Here is a 23,414-nt window from a genome sequence, read left to right as displayed (position 1 = left end):
AATGAACAGTTTTAACGTACAGCGCACAAAAATACTTTATAAACGGACGACATAACACTGCATACGACAGGAGATGCCCATGAACTACATTGCGTTTTTCAGTTTTGTATTTTTTACATCGATTACTCCGGGGCCGAATAATATTTCAGCAATGATGTATTCGAGTAAATACGGATTTCGTAAAGGAGTTCTCTTTGTTTTCGGCTGTTTGATCGGCTTTCTGTGCCTTATGTTGTGTTGCGCTGTTTTTTCTTCTATTCTCTATGAAACAATTCCTGCAATTAAACCCTTCTTCTTAACGGTGGGAGCGCTGTATATGATTTATCTTGCATGGATTGTATGGAGAAATAAACCGCATAGCGGAAAAACGCCGATGAAGAGTACGCATATCGTATTACATGGGGCATTGCAGCAGTTTATCAATATTAAAGTTATTATCTATGCTATCACTGTATGGACTACCTTTATTTTACCGCATTATAACACATTGAGTGCGCTTATCGGATGGTATATCTTTCTATCATGCTTCGGTCCAATATGCGCGTTCTGTTGGGTGATAGTAGGTACATCATTCGACAAACTTTTGGGTAAGTACGGCATCGTAGTCAACGCCGTTATGGTGCTCGGCTTATTATATTGTGCCGCAGCCATGGTGTTCGATATATTTCGGTAAGGATTAGCTATTGTATATATTTTGAAAATAATCGGCTGATATATATGCAATCATACGCTGTACGGTGGGAGAACAATTTATCGGTTGTAAATGAACATTGGGATGCATGTTTCTAAACACTCTAAAAACTTCATCGGCGAATGCTTGACCTATTTCAGTTACCCCTTGAAAATCCAAAACAACTTCTAAAAATTTATCAAATCTTGTAATAAGTCTTTTTGCTTGTGAACGGGATAGTAGTAGTTCGCCTTCATATTCCATAAGTTTTACCGGTATACGGGTTTTATAAAAACCGGGCTGTTTATCCGGGTCTGCATACTCATTAAAAACATCCGAAATATTTAAATGTGAGTTTTTTGCTATTACCATCGAAACCGCAGTACCTGATACGGAATCAGGATTTTCAAGCAGCCAGTCATTTTCATGATGACCACTAAAAAATAATCCGCCGGATAAGATCATAAACTTATCACATAGACGGGAACTAAAAAAAATACCTTCACCGCTGTGTCTTTCAGGATCCGATGTAAATTTTCCCTTTGCAAGTTCCAAAATAGCATATTTCGGATCTTCAAGACCGAGGGCTTTTTGAATTTTATTAAAGATACCGACTCCGTTATCACGAATCAAGATTGCAATATTTAAAGCGTTTAAGTCTACTTCCACATTCATTATATCTGCGTTTGAGTGATCAATAACATTATTCACCATTTCGGTAAAGCAATATTGAACAATTCGTTGAACATTTTCTTGTACATCAGATAAAAGAGGCAAAATATCCTTTCGTAAAATTATATCTTCTTCGAGCTTATCTTTAAGTTTATATGTAAAAGAATATTTCTTTGTAACCAAAGAATAATCAGGGTATCGGCCTTTTCTGTTCATTTCAATAATATTTTCTAAAATAAGCTGATTTAAAAACTTTGCTACCGTCGGTTTTGATATACCGAAATGATTCATAGTAAAAGTAACAATATCGTTTTTATGAGAAGGTAGTTGCTCTATTATAAAAGTTTGTATAGCTTTTTCTATCTCTTTAGTAAACTTCATATTCAATATTCACCTCTAATAGCAAATATAAATCGTTTTTTAATAAATGTAAACTATTGACATACCCAAAAAAGTACGCCTACTCATTTCACCCTGATCCTATAATCACAGGCTAATTCGGTAAGCAACGCAGCTCAGCCGTTGTGCCTCATTCCTACGATATAGGTTCACTTTACTCGCTTTTGACGGTAGCGGTTATCTTCCTTCTGTGCAAAATTTTTTCAGAAACAGGATAAACGCATCAGACAGCTAAAAACATATCGCAAAATAAGCGGCTGGAGCAGCATTTGAACCGCACAGCGGTGAAATTCTGCTGATACAGCCGCTTATTTTGCGGGGTAATACACCAAACTGTCTGATGCGTTTACCCTGTTGAAGCTCGCTTGACCTTTTAATAAAATAAACTTATTATTACTGCTATGGGTTTCCTGACGAGTCAACAGGTTAATAGGTATTACGATTTTTTCCAAAAAGCGGAAATAACTTTTACAAAAGAAGTTATTCAAGCAATGAATCTTAATGCGCAGCAATCATCAATACGCTGTGTTGGCGCCGAAGGAGGACCGTGGCCGTGCGTCATCAACTCTTCTTCGATGATAGGAGCAAAGGTAATCGTACCGCAGCATTGCGGAATATATGAAAAAATATGCGAAGGTTCTACGGCGGTTTCTCTGTGGTTTTCCTTTTCTCAAACAAATGGGAAAAGTGATCTTTCGTTCTTTGTTTCAGGGAAAGTGGTAAGCTGCACACCATATACGGTAACCCCCGATTTACTCCTGCTTAATATCGAATATACACAACGCGCTCCCGACGACTTAATTGAAAAGCTGGGGCTCCTTGTCGATGCAAAAGCAAATACAACTAAGCGCGGAGATGAACGTATCGAGTTAAACGCGGAGGCGATGCGGAAACTGTCGCTGACAAAAAAAGAAACAATTGTTTACATCGAAAACATTCCTAGGCGTTGCATCGTGCGAGATATTTCGTTTTCCGGCGCAAAGTTTATTATGGCAGGGATTGCTCCGTTTCTGCTCAATAAAGACTGTGTGCTGAAGTTCGACTTTGATGATCCTACCGTCATTGTCGGATTGCGCGGTAAAATTATCAGAGCAGAGTTGGTAGAAAAACGGAAAGACCTGATTGCAGTTGCGATGACGTATACTCCCTCGACGGTGCCGCTTGCTTATAAAATACGATTAACTCAATACTTTAACCAACAACGTAAAACCTATCTCTAATGAGGTTTATCAGTACAAACAAACCGTCGTAACCCAATAGGATCAATACAAATGGAAAACTCCGATAAGCAACTCATTTATATCAAAGTGCCTGATGAATATGCTTTAGCGGCAAAAATTCCCGGCTTTGATTCATCGATACCGCTTCCGCTCCTTCTAACGGATGAAGAGGAAAAGTTTACGGCGGGAAGTATTTCCGAAGAGATGATTTTAGCCGGTATGCTGAATGTATTTGCATACGAAAGGGATAATCAGCACATTGCATACTATCGGGATATTTTTAAGGAATTACGTCCGAATATCCTCGAAGAAATGACCAATGCTGCAATTCTAAAGATAAAAAATGCCGATTTTGACTTAGCTGAACAGCTGTTGTTTGCACTTGAAGGTCTATTCCCCGAACACATGCAGACAAAATTGAACGTTGCCCTACTGATGGATGAACGCTCCCGTTTCTACGAACAAGCGGGTGCAGAGGATTATGCCGAATACTATACCGATAAGGCTTTTCAAGCATATAAAGAAGTGTTGGCTGCCGAACCGCCGTTACCTGACGCCTTTTTTAATGCAGGCTTTTTCTTTATCCGTCAGAAAAACTTTCCCAAGGCAAAAAGCGTATTGGAAACGTACCTGCATATTGAAACGGCGCAGGATGAATTAACGGCACATCGCAAAAAAAAGGCTTCCGAACTCATTGAATGGATAGAAACACAAGCGCTTGACGATGAGCTTTTTAAGGGAGCTTTTGATTTTATACAGATGGGAGAAGAAGAAAAGGCGCTGGAAAAAATACGGGAGTTTTTAGAGCATCACCCTAAGGTATGGAATGCGTGGTTTTTGCTCGGCTGGGCGCTGCGCCGTCAAGAGCGATGGAAGGACGCTTCGGAAGCATTCCTTCATTGTCTGGAGCTTGGGAAAAAGACTCCAAAGGAATTGGCAGTTGCCTATTGCGATATTTGCAATGAGCTTGCCATCTGTTTAATGGAGCTTGATCAATTTGACGAAAGCCGCCGTTGGCTGATGAGCGCACTTGAGCAAGAGCCGGAGAATATCAAGATTATTTCAAATTTAGGAACTATTTCGTTAAAAGAAGGAAGGACTGAAGAAGCAAAAGCATTTTTTAGAACGGTTCTTGATATTTATCCCGAAGATACGCTCGCCGTTGAAATCTTAAAAAAATTGGAAAATACATAAAGGATACAATACGGAGTATACTATGAATATAGCTATTATTTATGGCGGAAGATCGGGTGAGCATGAGGTGTCGCTTGTTTCCGCTTCTTTTGTTGTTCGTGCTATCGACAACGAACATACCGTACATTTAATCGGTATTACCAAAAACGGTGAATGGTATTTGCAGCCTGACTCACTTTTAGAACGTATTCGTAAGGATACGTCCGCAGTCTTAACGATAGAGCGCAATAAGGCAGCACGTGTTGCCGTTATCCCGGGCGGAGGCACTACATCCGGCTTATCAGTAAACGGCAAACCGATTGCTACGGATGTTGTTTTTCCGGTATTACACGGCAGTTTTGGAGAGGACGGCACCATTCAAGGTTTATTTGAAATGGCTGACCTTCCATATATCGGCGGCGGCGTGCTTGCAAGCAGCGCTGCGATGGACAAAGAAAAGACAAAGATAATCTGGCAGCATGAGCAGTTGCCGATCGTGCCGTTTTTATGTGTAAGAAAATTCCAATGGGATAACCCGAAAGAACGCGAAAGCATTATCACTCAGGCAGAAAAAGAATTGGAATACCCGCTGTTTGTAAAACCGTGCAGGGTAGGCAGTTCCGTCGGCGCCGGTAAAGCAGCCAACCGTACCGAGCTGCTGCAAAAAAATGCAGGAAGCCTTTCTCTGGGACAGCAAGGTGCTGATCGAAGCGTGTATTGCCGCGCGCGAAATCGAATGTTCCGTAACCGGCAATGATGAATGCGTAGTCTATACGCCGGGAGAAATTATTCCTTCCCACGAATTTTACGATTATGATGCAAAGTATATTGATCCCAACGGAGCGCAGCTGAAAATTCCTGCCGACATCGACGACGAACAGCGCCGTGAAATCCGCAGTATTGCAGGCAAAGCCTACCGAGCGCTTGATTTAAGCGGCTTAGCGCGGGTCGATTTTTTTATCGACAAAAAAACAAAGAAAATTTATTTGAACGAGGTAAACACCATCCCGGGCTTTACCGCCATTTCGATGTTCCCCAAGATGTGTGAAGCATCAGGCATGCCATATCGGGAACTCATCATGCATTTATTTGATCTTGCCATTGAACGATTTACTTCTTCGCGACAAATTAGGACGGATTGGAAGTAATCGCGAACGTATCCACGTTTCAAAAGGCATATAATAAACCGCGATAGAGAAGCCGCGTAAAACAGCCGACGGCTTCTCTTTAGTAAAATTGCCGGACATCTCTAAAAACTTAGGGAAGTGCTGATTAAAGCGAGAAGCGCATTTAATCAGCACTTCCCCTTGTCTTTAATTGCCTATTTGCTATGAGCACGTCCGATAATGATCTTTTGTTGACTTTCGAGACTCTGTTGAGGCCGCAGGTAAATTCTTGTCATAAAGATGACAAAGAACACTGCCGCAACAACAATTCCGACCGCATACGAAATCGTAATTCCCTGCATACCGAGCCGAACCAGATTGAAACACTCCGGTGCATACATCAGGTAGGTAACGGAAACAGCCGACATAAAAGTTGCGGGGATAACCGCAATCCAGCAGCGGTTCCGATTGGAATAGTTTGTTGCAAGATAAGCGCCGCCTGTCCATAAGACAATCATCGCAAGCGTTTGATTTGACCACGAGAAATAGCGCCATACAACACTGTAATTGATAAGCGAAATACAGTACCCAACCAGCAGTAACGGTACGGCAACAGAAAGTCGAGTCTTTAGATTCTTTTCATCAAGTTTAAACCAGTCAAAGACAATCATACGAGCGCTGCGGAACGCGGTATCACCCGAAGTAATGGGACATGCGATAACACCGATCATTGCGATAGCGCCGCCGACCGTTCCAAGTAAGCCGGTACAAATGGCGTAAACCGATTTTGAATTTCCGCCGCCGATATCGAGGAGCGCTTTAAGACCGGTACCTGAGCCGTCTTTATTCCAAAAGAAAGCGATTGCCGCCGATGCCCATACCATTGCGATAATACCTTCGGCAACCATTGCACCGTAGAAAACCCAACGGCCTTCTTTTTCATTTTTTAACGTACGCGAAACAATCGGAGACTGCGTTGCGTGGAAACCGGAGATGGCGCCGCATGCTACCGTGATAAACATTAACGGCCAAATAGGACGCTGATGTGCGCTCGGATACAAGTTTTCGAGCGTCAATTCCATCATTGGACGAGTTCCGCTGTTCAGTATTGTCGCAACCGAAACACCGACAGCCATTAAAATAAGGAAAATACCGAAAATCGGATAGAACCGCGCAATAACCTTATCAACCGGCAGGAGAGTCGCAAGGAAATAGTATACAAGAATGATAATTGTCCATACTTTTACATTGAGCCATTCGGGCGTCAGCAGCGCAAGCAGACCTGCCGGACCTACCATAAATACGACACCGACCATAACAAGCAACACTAAACCGAATACGCGCATAATATTCTGCATCGTATGACCTAAGTATTTACCGGTAATTTCGGTAATACTGGCGCCGTCATTCCGCACCGACAACATACCGGCAAGATAATCGTGGACACCTCCGGCAAGCAGCGTTCCGCCGACAATCCAGAGATAGACACTTGGCCCCCATAAAGCGCCGGAAATTGCACCGAAGATCGGCCCTAAACCGGCGATATTCAAAAGCTGGATTAAAAAAGCTTTCGGCTTTGAGATCGGAACATAGTCTATTCCGTCAGGATTAGCCATAGCAGGCGTCCGATTTGCTTCATTCGGAGCAAAAACTTTTTCTACAAACGTACCGTACACCAAGTAACCGACAATGAGCGCTGCGACACACAGCAAAAACGTTACCATAAAAAGTACCTCCTGTGAATTGGATTTATGAATGACCCCTTAGCTTGCATTACTATTGAATCATTACACATAAAGTATAAATCCGTTTTTTACGTTTGTAAATAAAAAATAGAATTTTATATCTCTACCAAAAGTATGATGCTAAGAATATCAAAAAAAATACTCTGATGCGTTTACCTTCCTTTTGTGCGAAGTTTTTTTTAAATTTCGCACATTTTTCCGGCAAACGAGTAAACGCATCAGGCAGAATAGATACAAATCGTGGAAAAACTAAGACTGTGAGACCATTTGAATCGCGAAGAGATTCAACTCTGGTCGAATAGTCTTAATTTTTCCGCGGGGTTTCTAAAAAAATCTCTGATGCGTTTACCCAGTTTTGCTATAGTTGTTCACCGGAGCGGATTTTTTCTTCAAAGCGTTCCAGCTCTTTGCCTTTGAGTCCGCTTTCTTCGCCTTGCAGCAGATTGCGCACGGCTTCCAGTTCGGCGCCGGAAAGATGCACACCGGTTAAGCTATGCTTTTCGAACGATCTTGTTGCAAGCGGCGCCACGTTCCGGCAAATCTCCAGCAGTACAAAGGCGTAATCGCGGATTTCCTTTTGAGCATGGCTGTCGCAACGGAGTTTTAAGAAGTGAAAGAGATTGTGTAAATCGATTTGCCAATACATTTCCGTATAGGCAGATAGGGGCAAATTGATGCGAGCAAGTTCCCGCGCCAGTTTTGTATCAATGAGTGCACGGTATTCACGGTAGGCGCTCTCTTGCTGCGTGTGCAGAGTGTCCCGTATCTGCGTCCGTATCTCAAGCGGCGCCGGTTCGCTCATACGTCCCTGCCGGTTATCCGTACTTTGGAATGCGATATCCTCGGATGCGGGTAAATAGCATTCGTCCCGCATAATCGAATACCGCCCTGAAATTTCGTTAAGACGCGCCGTCCGGTGCCGCACCCATTGCCGCGCGACAAAAATCGGCATCTTTATATGGAAGGTCAGCACGACCTGTTCAAACGGGGACGTATGCTGATGCCGTAGTAGGTAATCGATCAGCCCCGCATCTTCGCGAACGCTTTTTGTGCCCTCTCCATACGACACCCGCGCGGCCTGTACGATGCGCGCGTCTCCTCCGAGATAATCAACCAAGCGGACAAAGCCTTTGTCCAACACCTTATATTCTTTATCAAGAATTTCTTCCGCCGTGGGAACAATACAATGAGCCATAGTCTATGTATCGGTACTTTTCCGTTGCATAGTTAATTGATCCCATCAAGCGGCAAGTGTCCCTGCGGTTTAAAATCGCCGAGCAATGCTCCGAAGCCTGCGGTAAACGAAACCGGCGCATAGCTGTAAAGAGCAAGCGCGGTTGGAATTTCCGGAATACCCGACAAGAATACCGGCGAGAGGCAGGAAAAAATGATATACCGTTTGTTAGGATAGGTCTTATAGAGCCGCTGCAAGACTTGGAGTGATGAATCGTTTGCAAGACAGAAAATGACGGTATCGCTTGCGGCGGTTTTTGAAAAAATGTTGTCCGCCAGATTGCTGGTTCGGGCAGCAGGGAATCGTTTTAAACCGGCCTGTAAAAAAGCGGAATATGAACCGGCAAGCAATATCTTTTCTCCCGGTTTTATTGTATACGGAATGTATTTACCGCGGACAACGGTAACTGCCCGTGCTGCAAGTGAAAGAAAAAATGCCTGTCCTTCGGCATCGGGCAGCTTTTCGGGAATAGCATATATGTCGGGATACAGCGGTACTGCATTGCCGCTTTTAAAATACCGAAGTTTTGTTTCGATTATCCTACGCGCCGCATCCTTAACCCGCAACCTGAATGCTTCATTGGTTTGCATCCGCTGTAAATTTTCCGTCCAAAATGCATCATAAAGGCGAGGCGTAGTAGACGATTCGATGATATCGTTTCCCGCCTCAAGCGCGAGCTGAACCGCCTTGGCAACCGTACCGGCATAGCGGATTGCGCCGTGCATCATCATATCATCGGTGATAACCAAACCTTTAAATCCGAGCTGCCCGCGCAGTACGGTTTGCAGTAAATACTGAGAGAACGAAGCGGGCTCTCCGTGTTCGGATACGGCGGGAAAGTGTAAGTGTCCGGTCATAATCGCCGGTACATCCGCTTCGATGAGATATTGAAACGGCACCAACTCGCGGTTATAGAAGGTCTCTTTGGAAATGGCGATGCTCGGCAGCTTTCCGTGGCTGTCAAGCGCCGTGTCCCCGTGTCCGGGGAAATGCTTAGCAGTGGTCAGTACGCCTGCTTTTTTACTCCCCTGCATAAAGGCACGGGCTAAAATCCCCGCAGCCTCCGGCGATTGCCCGAAGGAACGCGGCCCTATAATGGAAGATTCATGGTTGGTATAGAGGTCTACCGTCGGCGCAAAATTGAGATTGATCCCAAGCGCCGAAAGCTCACGGGCTATATAAAAGCCCTCGTAGTAAGCATCTATCGGATAGCCGGAGGCGCCGATAGCGAGGTTGCCGGGTGTTTCCGATGTGCGTCCCTTAACATGCCGTATCCAGCCCCCTTCCTGATCGGTTGCAACAAAGAGCGGGATACGGAAGCGGGTGCTGTTGGCTTTTTTTTGTAAAAGGCTAACCGCTTTTGCCAGTTCAATACTGTCCTCGGTATTCCAGCCGAATATCTTGATGCTGCCGAGGCTCCGCTCGGTAATCCAGCTCATTAAAAGGTCGGTCGGCGCCTGCCCCGCCCATCCGAACATGAATGTTTGGGATAATAGCTCTTCGTCGGTCATTGCCTCCGTAATCCGGCCGGCAAGCTCCGCGGCAGGTACGGCATCATAAAAATCGGGCAGGGTTTTAAGTGCAGCAGTTTGAGCTTGAGCATTCAGTTGTGTCTTGAGCTGCGGTAAGATCAGCAGTGCGACGCCGAATAAGACGGCGGCAAAAAAATATTTACGACGCAAAGCGGTTAACTATGGAGATTTTCGATATAGGCTGCAGCGGTATGGGCGGCAATAGCGCCGTCGGAAACTGCGGTAACCACCTGCCGGAAAGACTTCGCGCGCACATCGCCCGCCGCGTAGAGTCCTTCGATAGAAGTACGCATATCCTCATCGGTAACGATATAGCCCGTTGCATCTTTCGTTGCGTCGGGAAATAGCTCCGTTTTAGGATTCATACCGACAAAAAAGAAAACTGCATCACAGACAAGTTCCCGCTCTTCCTGCGTTTTTACGTTCCGCAGTACAACGGCGGTTACCTTATCGGTTCCCTTTATTTCCGTAACGGTCGTATCGAATACCGCCGTTATATGAGGATTGTTCAATGTTCGGGTAACGAGCGCCTTTTGCGCGCGGAAGGTATCGCGGCGGTGTACCATCGTAACTGTATCAGTCAAATTGGCAAGAAAGAGCGCTTCATCACAAGCGGCATCCCCTCCACCGACCACAACGATATGCTTATTTCTAAAGAAGGGACCGTCGCAGGTAGCGCAGTACGAAACGCCTTTACCTTGCAGCTCTTTTTCGCCCTTTACGCCAAGGCTGCGGTGCTCTGCTCCCGTCGCAAGAATAACTGCAAGCGTCGTGTAGGTTTTATCCGTGGTTTGTACGGTAAAGGTTTTATCTCCGTTTTTTGTAACAGCTTCTACCTTATCGGAAGCAAATTCGGCGCCGAAGCCTGCCGCCTGTTTACGCATATTTTCAGCAAATTCAAAGCCGTTTATCGGTTCGGCATATCCGGGATAATTTTCAAGCGAATCGATTAAAACAACCTGTCCGCCCGGCGCTTTTTCTTCCAGTACCAATACTTTTAAGTTTGCTCGGCACGCATATTGCGCCGCAGCCATACCCGCCGCGCCTGCGCCGATAACGATAATATCATAATTTGTATTCATTATCATAATGTACGAAAAAAGCTCTCCTTGGTCAATTGAAGGGGGCATGGCAACCAAAATTTCGTACGAAAGACAATGCGCAATCTTGCAGAAAAAGCGGTAAAATAGTACACTCGTGCCTACATCTGTGATTCGGAGGTTTTATTATGCGGTTTGTTCAAATAATGAAAGACAAAGCGAAAGAATATCACAATCGCTTGGTTTTGCCTGAGGCGACGGAAGAGCGTACTTTACGTGCAGCTCGTATACTTGTCGATCAACAAATTCCAGCCGAGTTGTTTTTAATCGGAAAAACATCAGAGATTAAAGAAGCCTGCAAAAAGTTAGGCGTATTGACCGATGGGTTTACTATTGTCGATCCGGAGCATTCCGAATGGACGGAAGATTTTGCCGTAGCGTTATACGAAAAACGGAAAGCTAAAGGAATGACACCGGAGGAAGCAAAAAAAGAGATGCACGAGCCTTTACGGTTTGCCGCGATGATGCTGGCACAAGATAAAGCTGATGCGATGGTTGCCGGTGCGGAAAACACAACAGCAAACGTATTGCGCGCGGGGCTTACTATCGTCGGTGTAAAGAAAGGCGTTAGAACCGCTTCTTCCTGCTTTATTGTAGATACCAAAAGTACCGAATGGGGGACGAACGGTGTATTGATTTTCTCGGATTCTGCGGTTATTCCCAATCCTACTGCCGAACAGTTAGCGGATATTGCAACTGCGGCAGCCGAAAGTTATCGTGCTTTTGTCGGGCATGAACCTGTCGTTGCACTCCTTTCGTATTCGACAAAAGGATCCGGCGGGGATAAAGATGAGAGCCTTATCAAAGTACGCGAAGCCGTTAAATTGCTGGATGAACGAAAAGTGAATTTCTGTTATGACGGTGAACTCCAGCTTGATGCCGCGCTCATACCGGAAGTAACCGATAGAAAAGCGCCAGGAAGCCCTATCCGCGATAAGGTAAATACGTTGATATTCCCCGAGCTTAATTCGGGAAATATCGGGTATAAGTTAGTACAGCGCTTCGCAAAAGCCGATGCTTACGGACCTTTTATGCAGGGGTTTGCAAAACCGTTATCGGATTTGTCTCGAGGCTGTTCAACCGAAGATATTGTCGTAACGGCAGTTGTAACACTCGTACAGGCCGGTAAAAAATAAAACTGCGTTGTTCCCGTTCATTTATACGGAGCGTTTACCACCCCGACACTCTGCGTCGGGGTATGTTTCATTTTAAGAGAATGCCCCCATATCAGACAGCTCCATCAATATCGCAATTAAAATTCGTTATCAAAAATAGGTGATTCGAATAGAGTGTTTAACTCCCGTTCGGAATATCGTTTGGAATTTAAAAAATTTTCTTTTACCAGTTCTCGTGTTTCCTTATCTAAAACCAACCTCTTTTCATCCCGTAGATAAACTACCAAATCTTCAAATACCGATAATGGAAGCCACGGGAAGGCAATATCAAAAATATTATACCATGCATAGTATTGCTTCACATTTTCATCGGTTAACAACGCCCCCTGATCTTTTAACCGATCGCGGGTTACGGGGTGAATAGTAAACACCTTTTCATTTAATAGATTACAATAATCCTCGGCAGAGAAGAAAGCTCCGGTTTTTCTAATCAATTCGGTTTTTTCAACAGAGGGTACATCAGCTAATATAGAAGCTGTTACAAAATTAAGCCCATCATGGCTGATTTTGCTTAGTTCCTTACCTTCGCTTTCTGCCAAAGTAAGGCTTTCCTTTAACAGTCCTTTTTCCAAAAGCGGCTTTAAAATATCTATGGCTTCCATGTATTTAGTATAACCGAAAGAGCAAGAAAAGACCAGCCTATCTTCTTTTTGCGCACAATTTTTTTAAATTTTATGCTTTTTAAGAAAGACGGATAACCATACTATAATCTCCCTAAAGGACAGTTGTTTAACGCGGAGAAATATAAAAGTGCGTCCGATTCAGTCGCCCTGATATTCACCGAAGGGCATCAGCTTTTAACAACCAGCGATAAAACTCCATGCCGCTGACGGGTTTGTCGGGTTCAAAGTTTTTACCGTCTACGAGCGGTACAACATCTTCTTCTACCGTACCGATGATAGCATCAAAATAAACACCGTCCATCAAAACATCGGGAATAGGCAGCCGTCGTCTGCTGGTGTAATAGCGTGTATATTTCTTTAAGCGAAGTTCATCATTGCCTACAATTAAATGCCATAAAAACAGTGCGGCATCTTTTTTCGACGCAAAATCTTTGAGAACATCACATTCCGGATTGTACCATCCATCTTTTTGCAGATATTCGGCAAGGAGCGGCGGTTTCCATTCTGCGGTACCGGTTATAAAATCCAGTGCGTTCGTAGAATCTTGCGTAAGGGTTGCCATTTCTATTAATGAAAGTTGAGGCGCTTGCAATATCTTTTCAGAAGATTTCCGAATGGATGCCCCGTCTATCGTATAAAGCTGTAAACTCTGCTCGCGCTGTTTACTGTAGAGCCGCTGATATTCTTCAGGTAAAAATAAAAGCGAAGCGTCAAAGGCTGCGAGGGCATTCCGATAGTCTTTTACCGCGAAATAAAGCCCTCCGAGTTCTGCTTTCAGCCGGTAATACGTCGGATTTTGTATAAGCCGCTCTTCCAAATATGCTCTCCGCTTTTCCTGATCGGAAATGATCCGTGCCGAAACTAATTGGACGTATTCATCATATTCGTTTTGCTGTTTTGCCTCAGCTAATCGCTTCCGTGCTTCGTTCGGTTGGCGTTGTAATAGGTATACGTCTGCAGAAAGAGCATATAGCCGTGCCAAATATGAAGAATCGGTGGAAGGTTCCCGCAACAAGGCTTCGATGTCTGTCTGTATCCGCTTAACTTGTTCGGAGCTATATTGTATCCGTTGCGAGACGATAGCCGATTCAAGCATTGCAAGTGTTTTTTCACGAGCAGATCCCACGCCGCCCGAATAGCGGATATCCGTTTGTACCGAAGCACATGAGGTGCTGCATAAAGCGCAGAAAAGGATCATCGCAGCCATAATCGGCGCCAAGCATATCCGAGGCTTTGTTATAGCAGTATGCTTAACAATCAGGCACCAAAAAAATTGAGCGTTATGGTTAATCATAGCTTGGCTCCTCTCCATATAGATAATAGCAAACTTTACCGCAACTTTTTATTGGCTTCTATCTTATAGAGGAAAGAAATTTTTTTCAGTTTTTAGAGTTTCCCGATCCTTTGTATAAATTGATTAGGGATAGGTGCGGCGGGGTTTTTCCTGTGCGACATTAACGCGGAGACGGCGTCCTTCGAATTCTTTTTCGTTTAATTCTGCAATAGCATTTTGCGCAGCGCCCTCATCAGCCATTTCAACAAATCCGAATCCCTTTGAACGGTTGCTGAACTTGTCTTTAATGACAACTGCCGAAACGACTTCGCCGTAAGTTCCAAACAAGGTTGACAAACCTTCTTCCGTGGTTGCGTAGTTTAAATTCCCTACATAGATTTTCTGAGCCATACTCAAATCCTTTTACCTTTTGCGGTGCTAAATAATGAATCCATACGGAAACAATTTCTATGAGACCTTTATTTGATTATGTAAGCTGAACTTTCGGCTCTATCATTAATGGAAACAACGATCACGTAGATAAGCTACTGTAACATAGTTACGATAAACGGTCAACCGACCGATACGCAGGCAAACGCATCAGTCCGTTTTTTAACATCCCCGCAGAATAATTAGGGCTGCTCAACCAGAACTGCCAAGGATGGCAGTGATTCCATACAGCAGCGATGTTTTGTGCACACACAAAACTCGCCTTCAACTGTTGTACACGGACGTACAACAGTTGAAGATGGTTCAAATGGTCTCATAACCTCTTTATTCTGCGATTCCGGTCTACTCTACCTGATGCGTTTACCCGCTTGTTGGGAATATCGATTAATACATTCCGCCCATACCGCCCATGTCGGGAGCAGGAGCTGCCGGAGCGTGCTTTTCAGGAAGATTAGTGATAGCGCACTCGGTGGTCAGCAGGAGACTCGCAATGGATGCGGCGTTCTGCAATGCGGAGCGGGTAACCTTTGCGGGGTCGATAATACCGACCTTCATCATATCCGCCCATTCCATTTTTGCAGCGTCAAAACCGATACCACGCTTCTCTTTTGCTTTTTCCGCAATAACAGCGCCGTCAACACCGGCATTTTCCGCAATCTGGCGAATCGGCTCTTCAAGCGCGCGCTTCACAATCTTAAAGCCAATCTTCTCGTCTTCAGTCAGCTTGGAAATATCAGCCTTGTTGAGCGCTTCCGCAGCCTGAATGAGTGCAAGACCACCGCCTGCAACAATACCTTCTTCGATAGCGGCGCGGGTTGCGTTCAAGGCATCCTCTACGCGGTGTTTCTTTTCCTTCATTTCTACTTCGGTAACAGCGCCGATCTTAATAACCGCAACACCGCCGGCAAGTTTTGCAAGGCGTTCCTTGAGCTTTTCGGTGTCGTATTCGGAAGAAGAATTTTCAATCTGCTTCTTAATCTGAGCCACACGGTCGCTGATGTGCTTTTTATCGCCTGCGCCGTCGATAATCGTAGTATTCTCTTTATCGATTTTAACGCTCTTTGCCTGACCAAGCTGACTGATATCGGCTGTTTCCAGTTTTAAACCCAGTTCTTCGGAGATAACCTGTCCGCCAGTCAAAATAGCGATGTCTTCGAGCATTTCCTTGCGGCGGTCGCCGAAACCGGGAGCCTTTACCGCGCAGGTTTTTAACGCGCCGCGGAGGCTGTTTACAACCAGTGTTGCCAGCGCTTCGCCTTCAACATCTTCTGCGATAATCAAAAGCGGGCGGCCGGACTGCGCAACTTTTTCCAAAAGAGGCAGCAGATCTTTCATCGTAGAAATAGTCTTGTCATGGATCAATATGTAGGGATTGTCGTATACGGTTTCCATGCGGTCGCGGTCGGTTACAAAATAGGAAGAAATATAACCGCGGTCAAACTGCATACCTTCAACATATTCGGTAACGGTTTCCATGGTCTGCGCTTCACCGACATCGATAACACCGTCTTTTCCAACACGGGCAATGGCATCGGCAAGGATTTTACCGATTTCCTGATCGTTATTCGCAGAAACGGAAGCAACATGCGCAACTTCTTCGGAACCTTTAATCTCTTTGGCGTTTTTCTGAATATCGTCTACGGCGATTGCCACAGCCTTATCCATACCGCGCTTTAATTCAAGCGGGGTCATACCGGCGGCAACGGCTTTTAAGCCTTCGCGTACCATAGAATAAGCCAAAACGGTTGCGGTTGTGGTTCCGTCACCGGCAACATCGTTGGTCTTTGTGGCAACTTCTTTTAAGAGTTGCGCTCCCATATTCTCAAACGGATCTTCCAATTCAACTTCACGGGCAACCGATACACCGTCTTTGGTAACGGTTGGAGCGCCGAAGCTCTTATCGAGTAAGACATTGCGTCCTTTGGGACCTAATGTAACTTTTACCGCACTTGAAATTTGTTCAACACCGGAAAGCAGCTTTTTCCGTGCTTCTTCATTAAACAGCAGTTGTTTTGCCATCTTATGAACTCCTTCATCATTATAACTGAAATTATGCTACGTACTGTAGTTTTTAACATATAGAACATTTACCAGTCTGCAAAAGCCTCGTAAACATTCAAAACGATATGATAGTAAAATACAAAAAAAAAGGTAAACCGGCAAGTGATTCAAGAAACCAGTTATAAAATCGACGGATGTTCCTAAAAATCAAACCGAGTTTTTAGAGCTGCCTGCTGAATTTTAGGAACACCTTGTCAGACGCAGATCGGCTTCACCTCAGTACCGCTCCCCGATATGCGTGAACTTTTGAGTCGATACCGTGTGTGATCAGTTCGGGGAACGAGTCTCCGTCGATATCGAGTAAGTACGGCGTTCCCGTACCGGCAAGGGGAAAACCGTCCAGCGGAGCAAAGCCGGAGGTGAAGCCGTAAAGTGCATTGCCGCCTCCCGAAACAAAGATTTCATCTTTACCGTCGCCGGTTACATCGAGCAAGGTGATGCGGTAATCATCCGCAGCGCCTGTTTTTAACGGTAATGAGTCTATTATCGCACCGGCGGTGTTGAATTTGAACAGGTGGCCGTCTTGAGAAACCACAAAAAACGCCCGCAACGATGCCGAATACGCCAAATCCGCTTTACATACGGTGTTAAGATCACACGAGGCGGTCTCCGCATAATCCTGCGATAAGCTGCGGATAGAAAATCTACCGTCTTCGCTTACAAAAGCGACAGCGTAGTTTCCCTTTGTTTCTTCAAAGAATACCGGCGCTGCGGCAAAGATGCCCTCAAGTTCAATGGGATACCCTTCAACGGTTTTCCCCTCGTTATTAAACAAGTACAGATTGCTTTCAAAAGAACGAGGAAGCGCCGCGACCCCAGCCTTCCATATAATAGGGGCAGTTCGCAATTTCGCGTTCATCGGCTCAGAAATAAACCAATTATCCGTTGCGTCGGCAAAGAGGAGCGTCGAATCGGAAGAAAGCGGAGCCACGATGCCGCCGTTAAAAGTAGCCGGTTTGGGGAGGAGTTTTTCCGCCGTCAGTATGGGATAACCTGCAAAGGGTTCCAAGTTTTCATTTACCCGATAGATGGAACCGCGGGCGGAAACAGCCCACAACGCTTGCAGCTTTGAGTGTTTTATTTCGGCGGCAATCCCCGCTTTTCCGTCGAGCGAAAGCGTTGACTCATTTCCGGTTAAAAGATTCATGCCATGCACATTCGAACCGTTCGTCCAAAAAATATAGGGAATATTGTCCGCGGACTTTGTGCAGATAATATCGGTTTCGGGCCGCTGAGAAAGAGACCGCGGAAATGAGGGGATTTCTTCCAATTTGCGCGCATCGGTTTTCTGCGTATAGAAATCCAAATGAACTTTGCGATCAGCTGCAAAACGCAATGATAATACGCCTTTACCGTAATTCTTAAAAGCGGTTTTTAGCAGTGCATTTTGTTCCAAGAAAAACGGAATACTTCGATCCAGCGAATAGTACACCAAGAAAGACGTTTCGGCGGAAACGGATTTTGCAATTTTCTTCCATTCATCGGTTTTTACCAAGAGCTTACCAGCATCGGTTTCCTTTTTGCACATTCCGAGCGCTTCAGCACTATTGGAAAGATACAAATAGCTGTCCTGTATCATATAGAATGGTTCCGGCAGATCGATTTGAAAGGCTCGTAGCAGTCTTGACAACCACGAGGGGAAGATAATCCGCGGGATACGGTTATCGTCGACTACCGCAGCAGTGCTGCGATCGATGAATATCGTGCTAAACAAATCTTCCAACAGATAGCGGCATTTTGCCTCATCCTTTAACGAAATGAAGAAAACAGGCGTTTGAGAATCCCGATGCCCGAATACGCCGATTTCACTGCCCATCCAGTCAAAAATAAGTTGATTCAAATCTTTGTTAAAAAAGAATTTACTATTTTTATCCGCCGAATTGAAGTTCTTCGTTAGTTCCGGAGGGAAAAAAGCTTTGGTGTTTTCGTAGAGAAATTGGGGATCGCCAAGGTTGAGTAGCGTCACATAGACGGCGCCTTCCGGCAGACGAGATAAAATAGCCGGCAGGGTTGAGCGCCGCTGTAGGATGGCATTTACCTCGTTTCGTTCCGAGATCCAATTGATAATGCTGTGAAGAGAGACGGTTGTTTCGTCAAAATTGACGTTGAGCGCTGCCGGATCGGGGAAGGCGAGTTCCCGTATCATGTTGCCGACGATGTCTCGTTTTGCTGCCATACCGGAAATAAAATACGACGGTTCCGCGTAGACACTGATAGCTCCGCGATTTGAATCCCGCAGCAGCGCAGTCAGCCGTTTACCGCTCGCTTCTGAGTTTTCGGCCAAACAGGAATACAGCAAATCTTCCGAGGTTGTGGCAACCATGAGATTTTTATAAAAACAGATGTAGAGCCGCTGATCTTGAGTCAGTTCAAAGAGAAAGCCTTTTTTTGCGCTGCCGTTGATGTCAAATTCGGTTTGCGAAAGGTTCGGCACCGAATCAAACAGTTCCGGCTTAACGGCACTAATAAGGGGAAGCAGCTGAACGGCAGCAGAGCGGATACCGATATTCGCAACAATCGCGGCATTACTGCCTTCATAAACAGCAATGTTCACGGGGACGTTCAGCAGCCGCTTAAACCAACTCGATTGGAGCGTTGTATTCGATCGCAGCGCACGGAGATTGCCCTGTAAAGCTGCCGTTTCGGGCGAGGAAAGGAGCGAATCGACAGCGCTAAGGTACAGTCCTTTTTGCAGCGTATCACTTGCAGAGCGAATGGTAACCGCTGCATAGTATCCATCCGCAATATGCCGCGCAGGATTCGTCCGGTTTATCAATGAATATCCGATTAACCCGACAAGCGGAATCAGGATAATCAAAATAAGGACGAGGAGAAAGATACCGACTTTTTTGAAAAATCCGCTCTTTTTCCGCTTTTTTTTCGTGGGCGGAGACGGAGGGGCTTGTACCGTATCGGCGTTCTGCGCTACCGTCTGCCGCTCTGCCGGATGACTGCCTGCCGTGTCAGCGTTTTCGTTTTCAATAGGCTGCATATTAGGCAGCATTTCGGCGGTACCGCTTGCCGTGGTACCCGGGCGTATCTCCGTATCGAGGTTCGAAGCGGGTGGCATATCGTGCCCTTCTGCTGAGTGAATGTGTTCGTTGGTATTTAAATCGTCGGTATCCATAGGTATTCCTTAATTGCAGGGTAAACGCCTTAGGTTCTTTGTAAGACACGCCCGCAGAATATAGGGGGCTGCACAACCAGAGTTTCGCCGCGTTGCGTCTCAAATGGTTGCTCCGCTCCCTATATTCTGCGGAGTTTGATTCATTTGCCTAATGCATTTACCCTTATTCTCGGATAAAGAGTGCGAAATTTTGTCAAAATTTCGCACAAAAGGAAGGCAACTGCTTTAAATATTTCCGATGCGGTTGCTCAGATCGCTTCGTTACTGTAGTTTTTGTTTGAGCGCGTTTACTTGCTGCGCGGTTAGACCAACCGTTTTGGTCAGGTAGTTTTCCGTAACGGATTTTAAGTTGGCATCGGTAATAGCCTTGCCGCCGTTCATCTTTACGAACATATCGGTGATAATCTTCGCAATTACCGGATATCGCGCATCGGTTTTCTTGACGTTAAAGTAATTCATGTATGAGAGCATATAGTCGTCAGCAACCTGCTGCACGGTGGCGCCCATCAATGCCTCTAGTACGGCGGCAACCATACCCGCGCGGTCTTTTCCTTCGTTGCAATGAACATAGAACGGTCCCTCGTGCTGTCCCATAAAGATCAACCCGTCTTTCAGTTTCGCGATAAATGCAGGATCGTTAAAATCAATTCCCATATTAAGGGTGATAACCTGTCCGTCTTTTACCAGCTGCTGATAGTAAGGCGCTGCAGCAAGGTGCGGTTCCATGCTTTCGGCGCTGTCTGCAAGATTGATAACGGTTATAATTTTTGCTTCTTCAACGAGCTTTGCCGCATACGGGGCGCGGGCATCGCCGAGTACCGGATTGCATCCTCTGTACAGCCGATTGGACGCAATAGAACCCGCTTGAACGGCGCGGAAGTTTGCGAATATTGCATCGGAAGCATAATCCTCACGTTTTTCCGATTTAACCAAGTGGCGCATTTCATATTCCTGTAAATAGGCGCCTTTCTTGGAAAGAGACAGTGTTACCGGAGTTCCCTCGACTGCACCGGTTTTGCCGCTACAGTTATCATAGCTCATCGCGATAGCGGTAAATCCGTGTGACATTCTAATCAGATAATCCCCTCTATTAACGTCGCTATAGGTTGCAACAAAGGGAGCTGTTACGGTTTTGTCTCCCAGCTTTGCGAGCAACACATCGCCGAGTTCATACCCTTTTTCTTTTAAAGCCGCTTCGGTAATGTCCGTTGTAAGGTTACCGTACTTGTCAACCGATGAAACGGTTCCCTGCAGCGGCTCATATACCGGCTCCTGCATACGTGCGCTGTCCGTAGTAGCGCATGACATCAGCACGGAAAGGCTGAACAATAATGCAATCGATAGACGCATAAAACGTTTGTGAATCATAAAACCTCCAAAAATTGAAGCCTCACGCAGAAAAAGTGCAAACTTCTTTCTTAATAATATACTATAAGTATATATGCTAATGGGGCGATAAACAAGACTTTTGAAAATAACCGACGCCTCTGCACCGCCTTTTTTCAAAAGATATAGTCTTCGTTCTAGCGAATGTAATCTCCCCATCTAAGCTGCCTGCTCTTTTACTGAAAAACACACGGGAACCTCTAAAAAACTGATTCGCAATCCGCTTTTGCGGATATGATAAATCACTTCCTTACAGAACAAGCCGATAGGTTTGAGGTTTTTAGAGATTCCCATATAAAATGTTAAAAAAATTTTGCAAAAAGGCTAAAGTTTTCAGCTTATACCACCGATAAAAGAAATGGAGATATTCTATTTTCCTGAAAAGCACGGATGCTTTTCAGTACCACATTTCATGGAGGAAATGCTATGGTTATCAACCACAACATGAGTGCAATGTTTGCACAGCGTACATTGGGCGTTACCGGTGTACGTATCGGTAAGGACATCGAAAAATTGTCCAGCGGTATGCGCATCAATCGCGCAGGTGATGATGCTTCCGGTCTCGCAGTTTCCGAAAAAATGCGCGCTCAAATCCGCGGCTTAAATCAAGCTTCGACAAACGCATCGAACGGAATCAGCTTTATTCAAGTTGCCGAAGCGTATTTGCAGGAGACGACTGACATTATGCAGCGTATCCGCGAGCTGGCGGTGCAGGCATCAAACGGCATTTACAGCGCGGAAGACCGGATGCAAATTCAGGTCGAAGTTTCCCAGCTTGTTGCCGAAGTTGACCGCATTGCAAGTTCCGCTCAATTTAACGGTATGAATATGCTGACCGGACGCTTCGCACGGGAAGGCGGCGAAAACGCTGTAACAGCATCAATGTGGTTCCACATTGGCGCCAACATGGATCAGCGCATCCGCGTGTACATCGGTACTATGACGGCTCATGCCCTCGGCGTGCGTGATCTGAGCGATAACCGCACGATGACGATCGAAACCGCAGAAGAAGCCAATCACAGCATCGGTACAATCGATGAGGCATTGAAGAAAATCAACAAGCAGCGGGCAGACCTCGGCGCATACCAGAACAGACTGGAAATGACTGTTGTTGGAATCGATATTGCCGCAGAAAACCTACAGGCATCCGAATCACGTATCCGTGATGCCGATATGGCCAAGCAGATGGTTGAGTATACGAGAAATCAGATACTCACACAGTCCGGCACGGCAATGTTGGCGCAGGCGAATTCAAATACCCAGCTTGTACTCTCATTATTACGGTAATTTCTTGCGTAACTCTCTTGTCTTTTTTTCGGCAAGAGGGTATACTTACCACTGTAATAACGAGAACCGGCGGGATGTCTCCGGTATCCCGTTAACATGATCTTTGAAAAATACCCTTAAGAAGCCCTGTATAACAGTATTATTGGTCTTCGGTTAGTACATCGAAAGCCAATAATACTGTGTAAAAAACAGAAAGGAAAGGCGCAACCAATTTCCGTAATGTTTTTATACAGTGACCATTTCCGGCATGGATGCCGGGAGCAGACTTCAAGGAGGGTTATATGATTATTAACCACAACATGAGCGCTATGTATTCACAGCGCAACACAGGTATCGTCGAGACCAGCATCGTAAAAGACATAGAAAAGCTTTCCAGCGGTATGCGCATTAACCGCGCAGGCGATGATGCTTCCGGACTTGCAGTTTCCGAAAAAATGAGAAGCCAGATCCGCGGTTTAAATCAAGCAGGTCAGAACATACAGAACGGTGTTTCCTTTATCCAAGCAACAGAAGGATATTTAGCTGAAACCACCGATATCATGCAGCGCTTACGCGAGTTGGCAGTTCAGGCCGCTAACGGTATTTACTCTGCAGAAGATCGTATGCAAATTCAGGTTGAAGTTTCTCAACTTGTGGATGAAGTAGACCGCATTGCAAGCCATGCCCAATTCAACGGTATGAACTTGCTTACCGGACGCTTTGCAAGAGATGCAGCTGACAATCAATTGCAGTTGCATGTCGGTGCGAACATGGATCAGTCTGAAAAGCTCTTCGTCGGCACAATGACTGCTACCGCTCTCGGTCTTATCGGTGGTATGCAGGGTGGTGAAGGCGATATGATCACCATCTCTTCTGTAGAAGGTGCTAATATGGCCATCGGTACTATCGACAATGCATTGAAGCAGATCAACAAGCAGAGAGCAGACCTCGGTGCATACCAGAACCGTTTCGAACTTGCATACAATGGCGTTGCAATTGCTGCTGAAAACCTGCAGGCTGCTGAATCACGCATCCGCGATGCTGATATGGCAAAACAGATCGTTGAGTACACCAAGAATCAAATCTTGATGCAGTCAGGTACCGCAATGCTTGCACAGGCGAACACACAACCCCAGTCGGTTATCCGCCTCCTTCAATAGCGCTCAAAAAAAATCGGGGAAATAACGCAAACCTAAATCAAC

The 23,414-nt window shown here is 45.4% G+C and carries 18 protein-coding genes and 1 pseudogene; 7 read left to right on the top strand and 12 right to left on the bottom strand.

Features of this window, described 5'->3' with window-relative positions; all coding sequences use genetic code 11:
• Positions 1-79 precede the first annotated feature (79 nt).
• A complete protein-coding gene (locus tag GWP40_RS03865) occupies positions 80-673 on the top strand; it encodes a LysE family transporter (protein WP_212566132.1) in 594 nt (197 codons plus the stop codon).
• Between the two features lie 3 nt (positions 674-676).
• Here the strand turns inward: GWP40_RS03865 and GWP40_RS03860 are convergent, their stop codons facing one another.
• Complete coding sequence (locus GWP40_RS03860) at positions 677-1,723, bottom strand: STAS-like domain-containing protein (RefSeq protein WP_212566131.1); 1,047 nt, start codon at positions 1,721-1,723, stop codon at positions 677-679.
• A 419-nt stretch (positions 1,724-2,142) separates the two neighbouring features.
• On the opposite strand from GWP40_RS03860, the gene GWP40_RS03855 reads away from it, so the two are divergent.
• From GWP40_RS03855 to GWP40_RS03845, 3 genes and pseudogenes are all read left to right on the top strand, one after another.
• Positions 2,143-2,961, top strand: coding sequence for a PilZ domain-containing protein (locus GWP40_RS03855; RefSeq protein ID WP_212566130.1), 819 nt, complete (start codon positions 2,143-2,145; stop codon positions 2,959-2,961).
• Positions 2,962-3,012: 51 nt separating this feature from the next.
• Positions 3,013-4,155, top strand: a complete 1,143-nt coding sequence (locus GWP40_RS03850) for a tetratricopeptide repeat protein (RefSeq protein WP_212566129.1) — start codon at positions 3,013-3,015, stop codon at positions 4,153-4,155.
• 22 nt (positions 4,156-4,177) lie between these two features.
• Positions 4,178-5,282 (top strand): annotated as a pseudogene (locus tag GWP40_RS03845) (D-alanine--D-alanine ligase family protein).
• Positions 5,283-5,455: 173 nt separating this feature from the next.
• Here GWP40_RS03845 and GWP40_RS03840 read toward each other — a convergent pair.
• The 4 genes from GWP40_RS03840 to trxB all read right to left on the bottom strand — a co-directional run bounded on the left by GWP40_RS03840 (position 5,456) and on the right by trxB (position 10,833).
• Positions 5,456-6,964, bottom strand: a complete 1,509-nt coding sequence (locus tag GWP40_RS03840) for a carbon starvation CstA family protein (protein WP_212566128.1) — start codon at positions 6,962-6,964, stop codon at positions 5,456-5,458.
• Positions 6,965-7,343: 379 nt separating this feature from the next.
• A complete protein-coding gene (thyX, locus tag GWP40_RS03835; protein WP_212566127.1) occupies positions 7,344-8,180 on the bottom strand; it encodes an FAD-dependent thymidylate synthase in 837 nt (278 codons plus the stop codon).
• 32 nt (positions 8,181-8,212) lie between these two features.
• Positions 8,213-9,901, bottom strand: a complete 1,689-nt coding sequence (locus GWP40_RS03830) for a glycoside hydrolase family 3 protein (RefSeq protein WP_212566126.1) — start codon at positions 9,899-9,901, stop codon at positions 8,213-8,215.
• A gap of 5 nt (positions 9,902-9,906) precedes the next feature.
• Positions 9,907-10,833, bottom strand: a complete 927-nt coding sequence (gene trxB, locus GWP40_RS03825) for a thioredoxin-disulfide reductase (RefSeq protein WP_212566125.1) — start codon at positions 10,831-10,833, stop codon at positions 9,907-9,909.
• 146 nt (positions 10,834-10,979) lie between these two features.
• On the opposite strand from trxB, the gene pta reads away from it, so the two are divergent.
• On the top strand, positions 10,980-11,987 hold the full coding sequence (gene pta / locus GWP40_RS03820) for a phosphate acetyltransferase (protein ID WP_212566124.1): 1,008 nt from the start codon (positions 10,980-10,982) through the stop codon (positions 11,985-11,987).
• A gap of 116 nt (positions 11,988-12,103) precedes the next feature.
• Here the strand turns inward: pta and GWP40_RS03815 are convergent, their stop codons facing one another.
• From GWP40_RS03815 to GWP40_RS03785, 7 genes are all read right to left on the bottom strand, one after another.
• On the bottom strand, positions 12,104-12,628 hold the full coding sequence (locus tag GWP40_RS03815) for a hypothetical protein (protein ID WP_212566123.1): 525 nt from the start codon (positions 12,626-12,628) through the stop codon (positions 12,104-12,106).
• A gap of 175 nt (positions 12,629-12,803) precedes the next feature.
• The gene (locus GWP40_RS03810) at positions 12,804-13,943 is read right to left on the bottom strand and encodes a tetratricopeptide repeat protein (protein ID WP_212566122.1); all 1,140 of its coding nucleotides are present in this window, start codon (positions 13,941-13,943) and stop codon (positions 12,804-12,806) included.
• A 123-nt stretch (positions 13,944-14,066) separates the two neighbouring features.
• Positions 14,067-14,333, bottom strand: coding sequence for an RNA-binding regulator (locus GWP40_RS03805; protein WP_212566121.1), 267 nt, complete (start codon positions 14,331-14,333; stop codon positions 14,067-14,069).
• 148 nt (positions 14,334-14,481) lie between these two features.
• The gene (locus GWP40_RS03800) at positions 14,482-14,625 is read right to left on the bottom strand and encodes a hypothetical protein (protein WP_212566120.1); all 144 of its coding nucleotides are present in this window, start codon (positions 14,623-14,625) and stop codon (positions 14,482-14,484) included.
• A gap of 131 nt (positions 14,626-14,756) precedes the next feature.
• Positions 14,757-16,391, bottom strand: coding sequence for a chaperonin GroEL (gene groL, locus GWP40_RS03795; protein WP_212566119.1), 1,635 nt, complete (start codon positions 16,389-16,391; stop codon positions 14,757-14,759).
• A 253-nt stretch (positions 16,392-16,644) separates the two neighbouring features.
• A complete protein-coding gene (locus GWP40_RS03790; protein WP_212566118.1) occupies positions 16,645-19,560 on the bottom strand; it encodes a VCBS repeat-containing protein in 2,916 nt (971 codons plus the stop codon).
• Positions 19,561-19,821: 261 nt separating this feature from the next.
• Entirely contained in the window at positions 19,822-20,928 is a 1,107-nt protein-coding gene (locus GWP40_RS03785) for a tyrosine-protein phosphatase (RefSeq protein WP_212566117.1), read from the bottom strand.
• A 444-nt stretch (positions 20,929-21,372) separates the two neighbouring features.
• On the opposite strand from GWP40_RS03785, the gene GWP40_RS03780 reads away from it, so the two are divergent.
• Together GWP40_RS03780 and GWP40_RS03775 are read left to right on the top strand one after the other, a co-directional pair.
• A complete protein-coding gene (locus tag GWP40_RS03780) occupies positions 21,373-22,233 on the top strand; it encodes a flagellin N-terminal helical domain-containing protein (RefSeq protein ID WP_212566116.1) in 861 nt (286 codons plus the stop codon).
• 281 nt (positions 22,234-22,514) lie between these two features.
• Positions 22,515-23,372, top strand: a complete 858-nt coding sequence (locus GWP40_RS03775) for a flagellin N-terminal helical domain-containing protein (protein WP_212566115.1) — start codon at positions 22,515-22,517, stop codon at positions 23,370-23,372.
• The last annotated feature ends 42 nt before the right edge of the window (positions 23,373-23,414 follow it).

This window comes from Treponema vincentii (genome assembly GCF_018336815.1).
In the GTDB taxonomy this organism is placed as follows: domain Bacteria; phylum Spirochaetota; class Spirochaetia; order Treponematales; family Treponemataceae; genus Treponema.
This window is presented reverse-complemented; position numbering and strand designations above follow the sequence as displayed.

Excerpts from the sequence above, each read along its gene's own strand:
- GWP40_RS03865 (WP_212566132.1), top strand. The coding sequence starts at position 80 with ATGAACTACATTGCGTTTTTCAGTTTTGTATTTTTTACATCGATTACT.
- GWP40_RS03815 (WP_212566123.1), bottom strand. The coding sequence starts at position 12,628 with ATGGAAGCCATAGATATTTTAAAGCCGCTTTTGGAAAAAGGACTGTTA.
- GWP40_RS03855 (WP_212566130.1), top strand. The coding sequence starts at position 2,143 with ATGGGTTTCCTGACGAGTCAACAGGTTAATAGGTATTACGATTTTTTC.
- GWP40_RS03775 (WP_212566115.1), top strand. The coding sequence starts at position 22,515 with ATGATTATTAACCACAACATGAGCGCTATGTATTCACAGCGCAACACA.
- trxB (WP_212566125.1), bottom strand. The coding sequence starts at position 10,833 with ATGAATACAAATTATGATATTATCGTTATCGGCGCAGGCGCGGCGGGT.
- GWP40_RS03860 (WP_212566131.1), bottom strand. The coding sequence starts at position 1,723 with ATGAAGTTTACTAAAGAGATAGAAAAAGCTATACAAACTTTTATAATA.
- pta (WP_212566124.1), top strand. The coding sequence starts at position 10,980 with ATGCGGTTTGTTCAAATAATGAAAGACAAAGCGAAAGAATATCACAAT.
- GWP40_RS03785 (WP_212566117.1), bottom strand. The coding sequence starts at position 20,928 with ATGATTCACAAACGTTTTATGCGTCTATCGATTGCATTATTGTTCAGC.
- GWP40_RS03810 (WP_212566122.1), bottom strand. The coding sequence starts at position 13,943 with ATGATTAACCATAACGCTCAATTTTTTTGGTGCCTGATTGTTAAGCAT.
- GWP40_RS03840 (WP_212566128.1), bottom strand. The coding sequence starts at position 6,964 with ATGGTAACGTTTTTGCTGTGTGTCGCAGCGCTCATTGTCGGTTACTTG.
- GWP40_RS03850 (WP_212566129.1), top strand. The coding sequence starts at position 3,013 with ATGGAAAACTCCGATAAGCAACTCATTTATATCAAAGTGCCTGATGAA.
- groL (WP_212566119.1), bottom strand. The coding sequence starts at position 16,391 with ATGGCAAAACAACTGCTGTTTAATGAAGAAGCACGGAAAAAGCTGCTT.
- GWP40_RS03780 (WP_212566116.1), top strand. The coding sequence starts at position 21,373 with ATGGTTATCAACCACAACATGAGTGCAATGTTTGCACAGCGTACATTG.
- thyX (WP_212566127.1), bottom strand. The coding sequence starts at position 8,180 with ATGGCTCATTGTATTGTTCCCACGGCGGAAGAAATTCTTGATAAAGAA.
- GWP40_RS03805 (WP_212566121.1), bottom strand. The coding sequence starts at position 14,333 with ATGGCTCAGAAAATCTATGTAGGGAATTTAAACTACGCAACCACGGAA.
- GWP40_RS03790 (WP_212566118.1), bottom strand. The coding sequence starts at position 19,560 with ATGGATACCGACGATTTAAATACCAACGAACACATTCACTCAGCAGAA.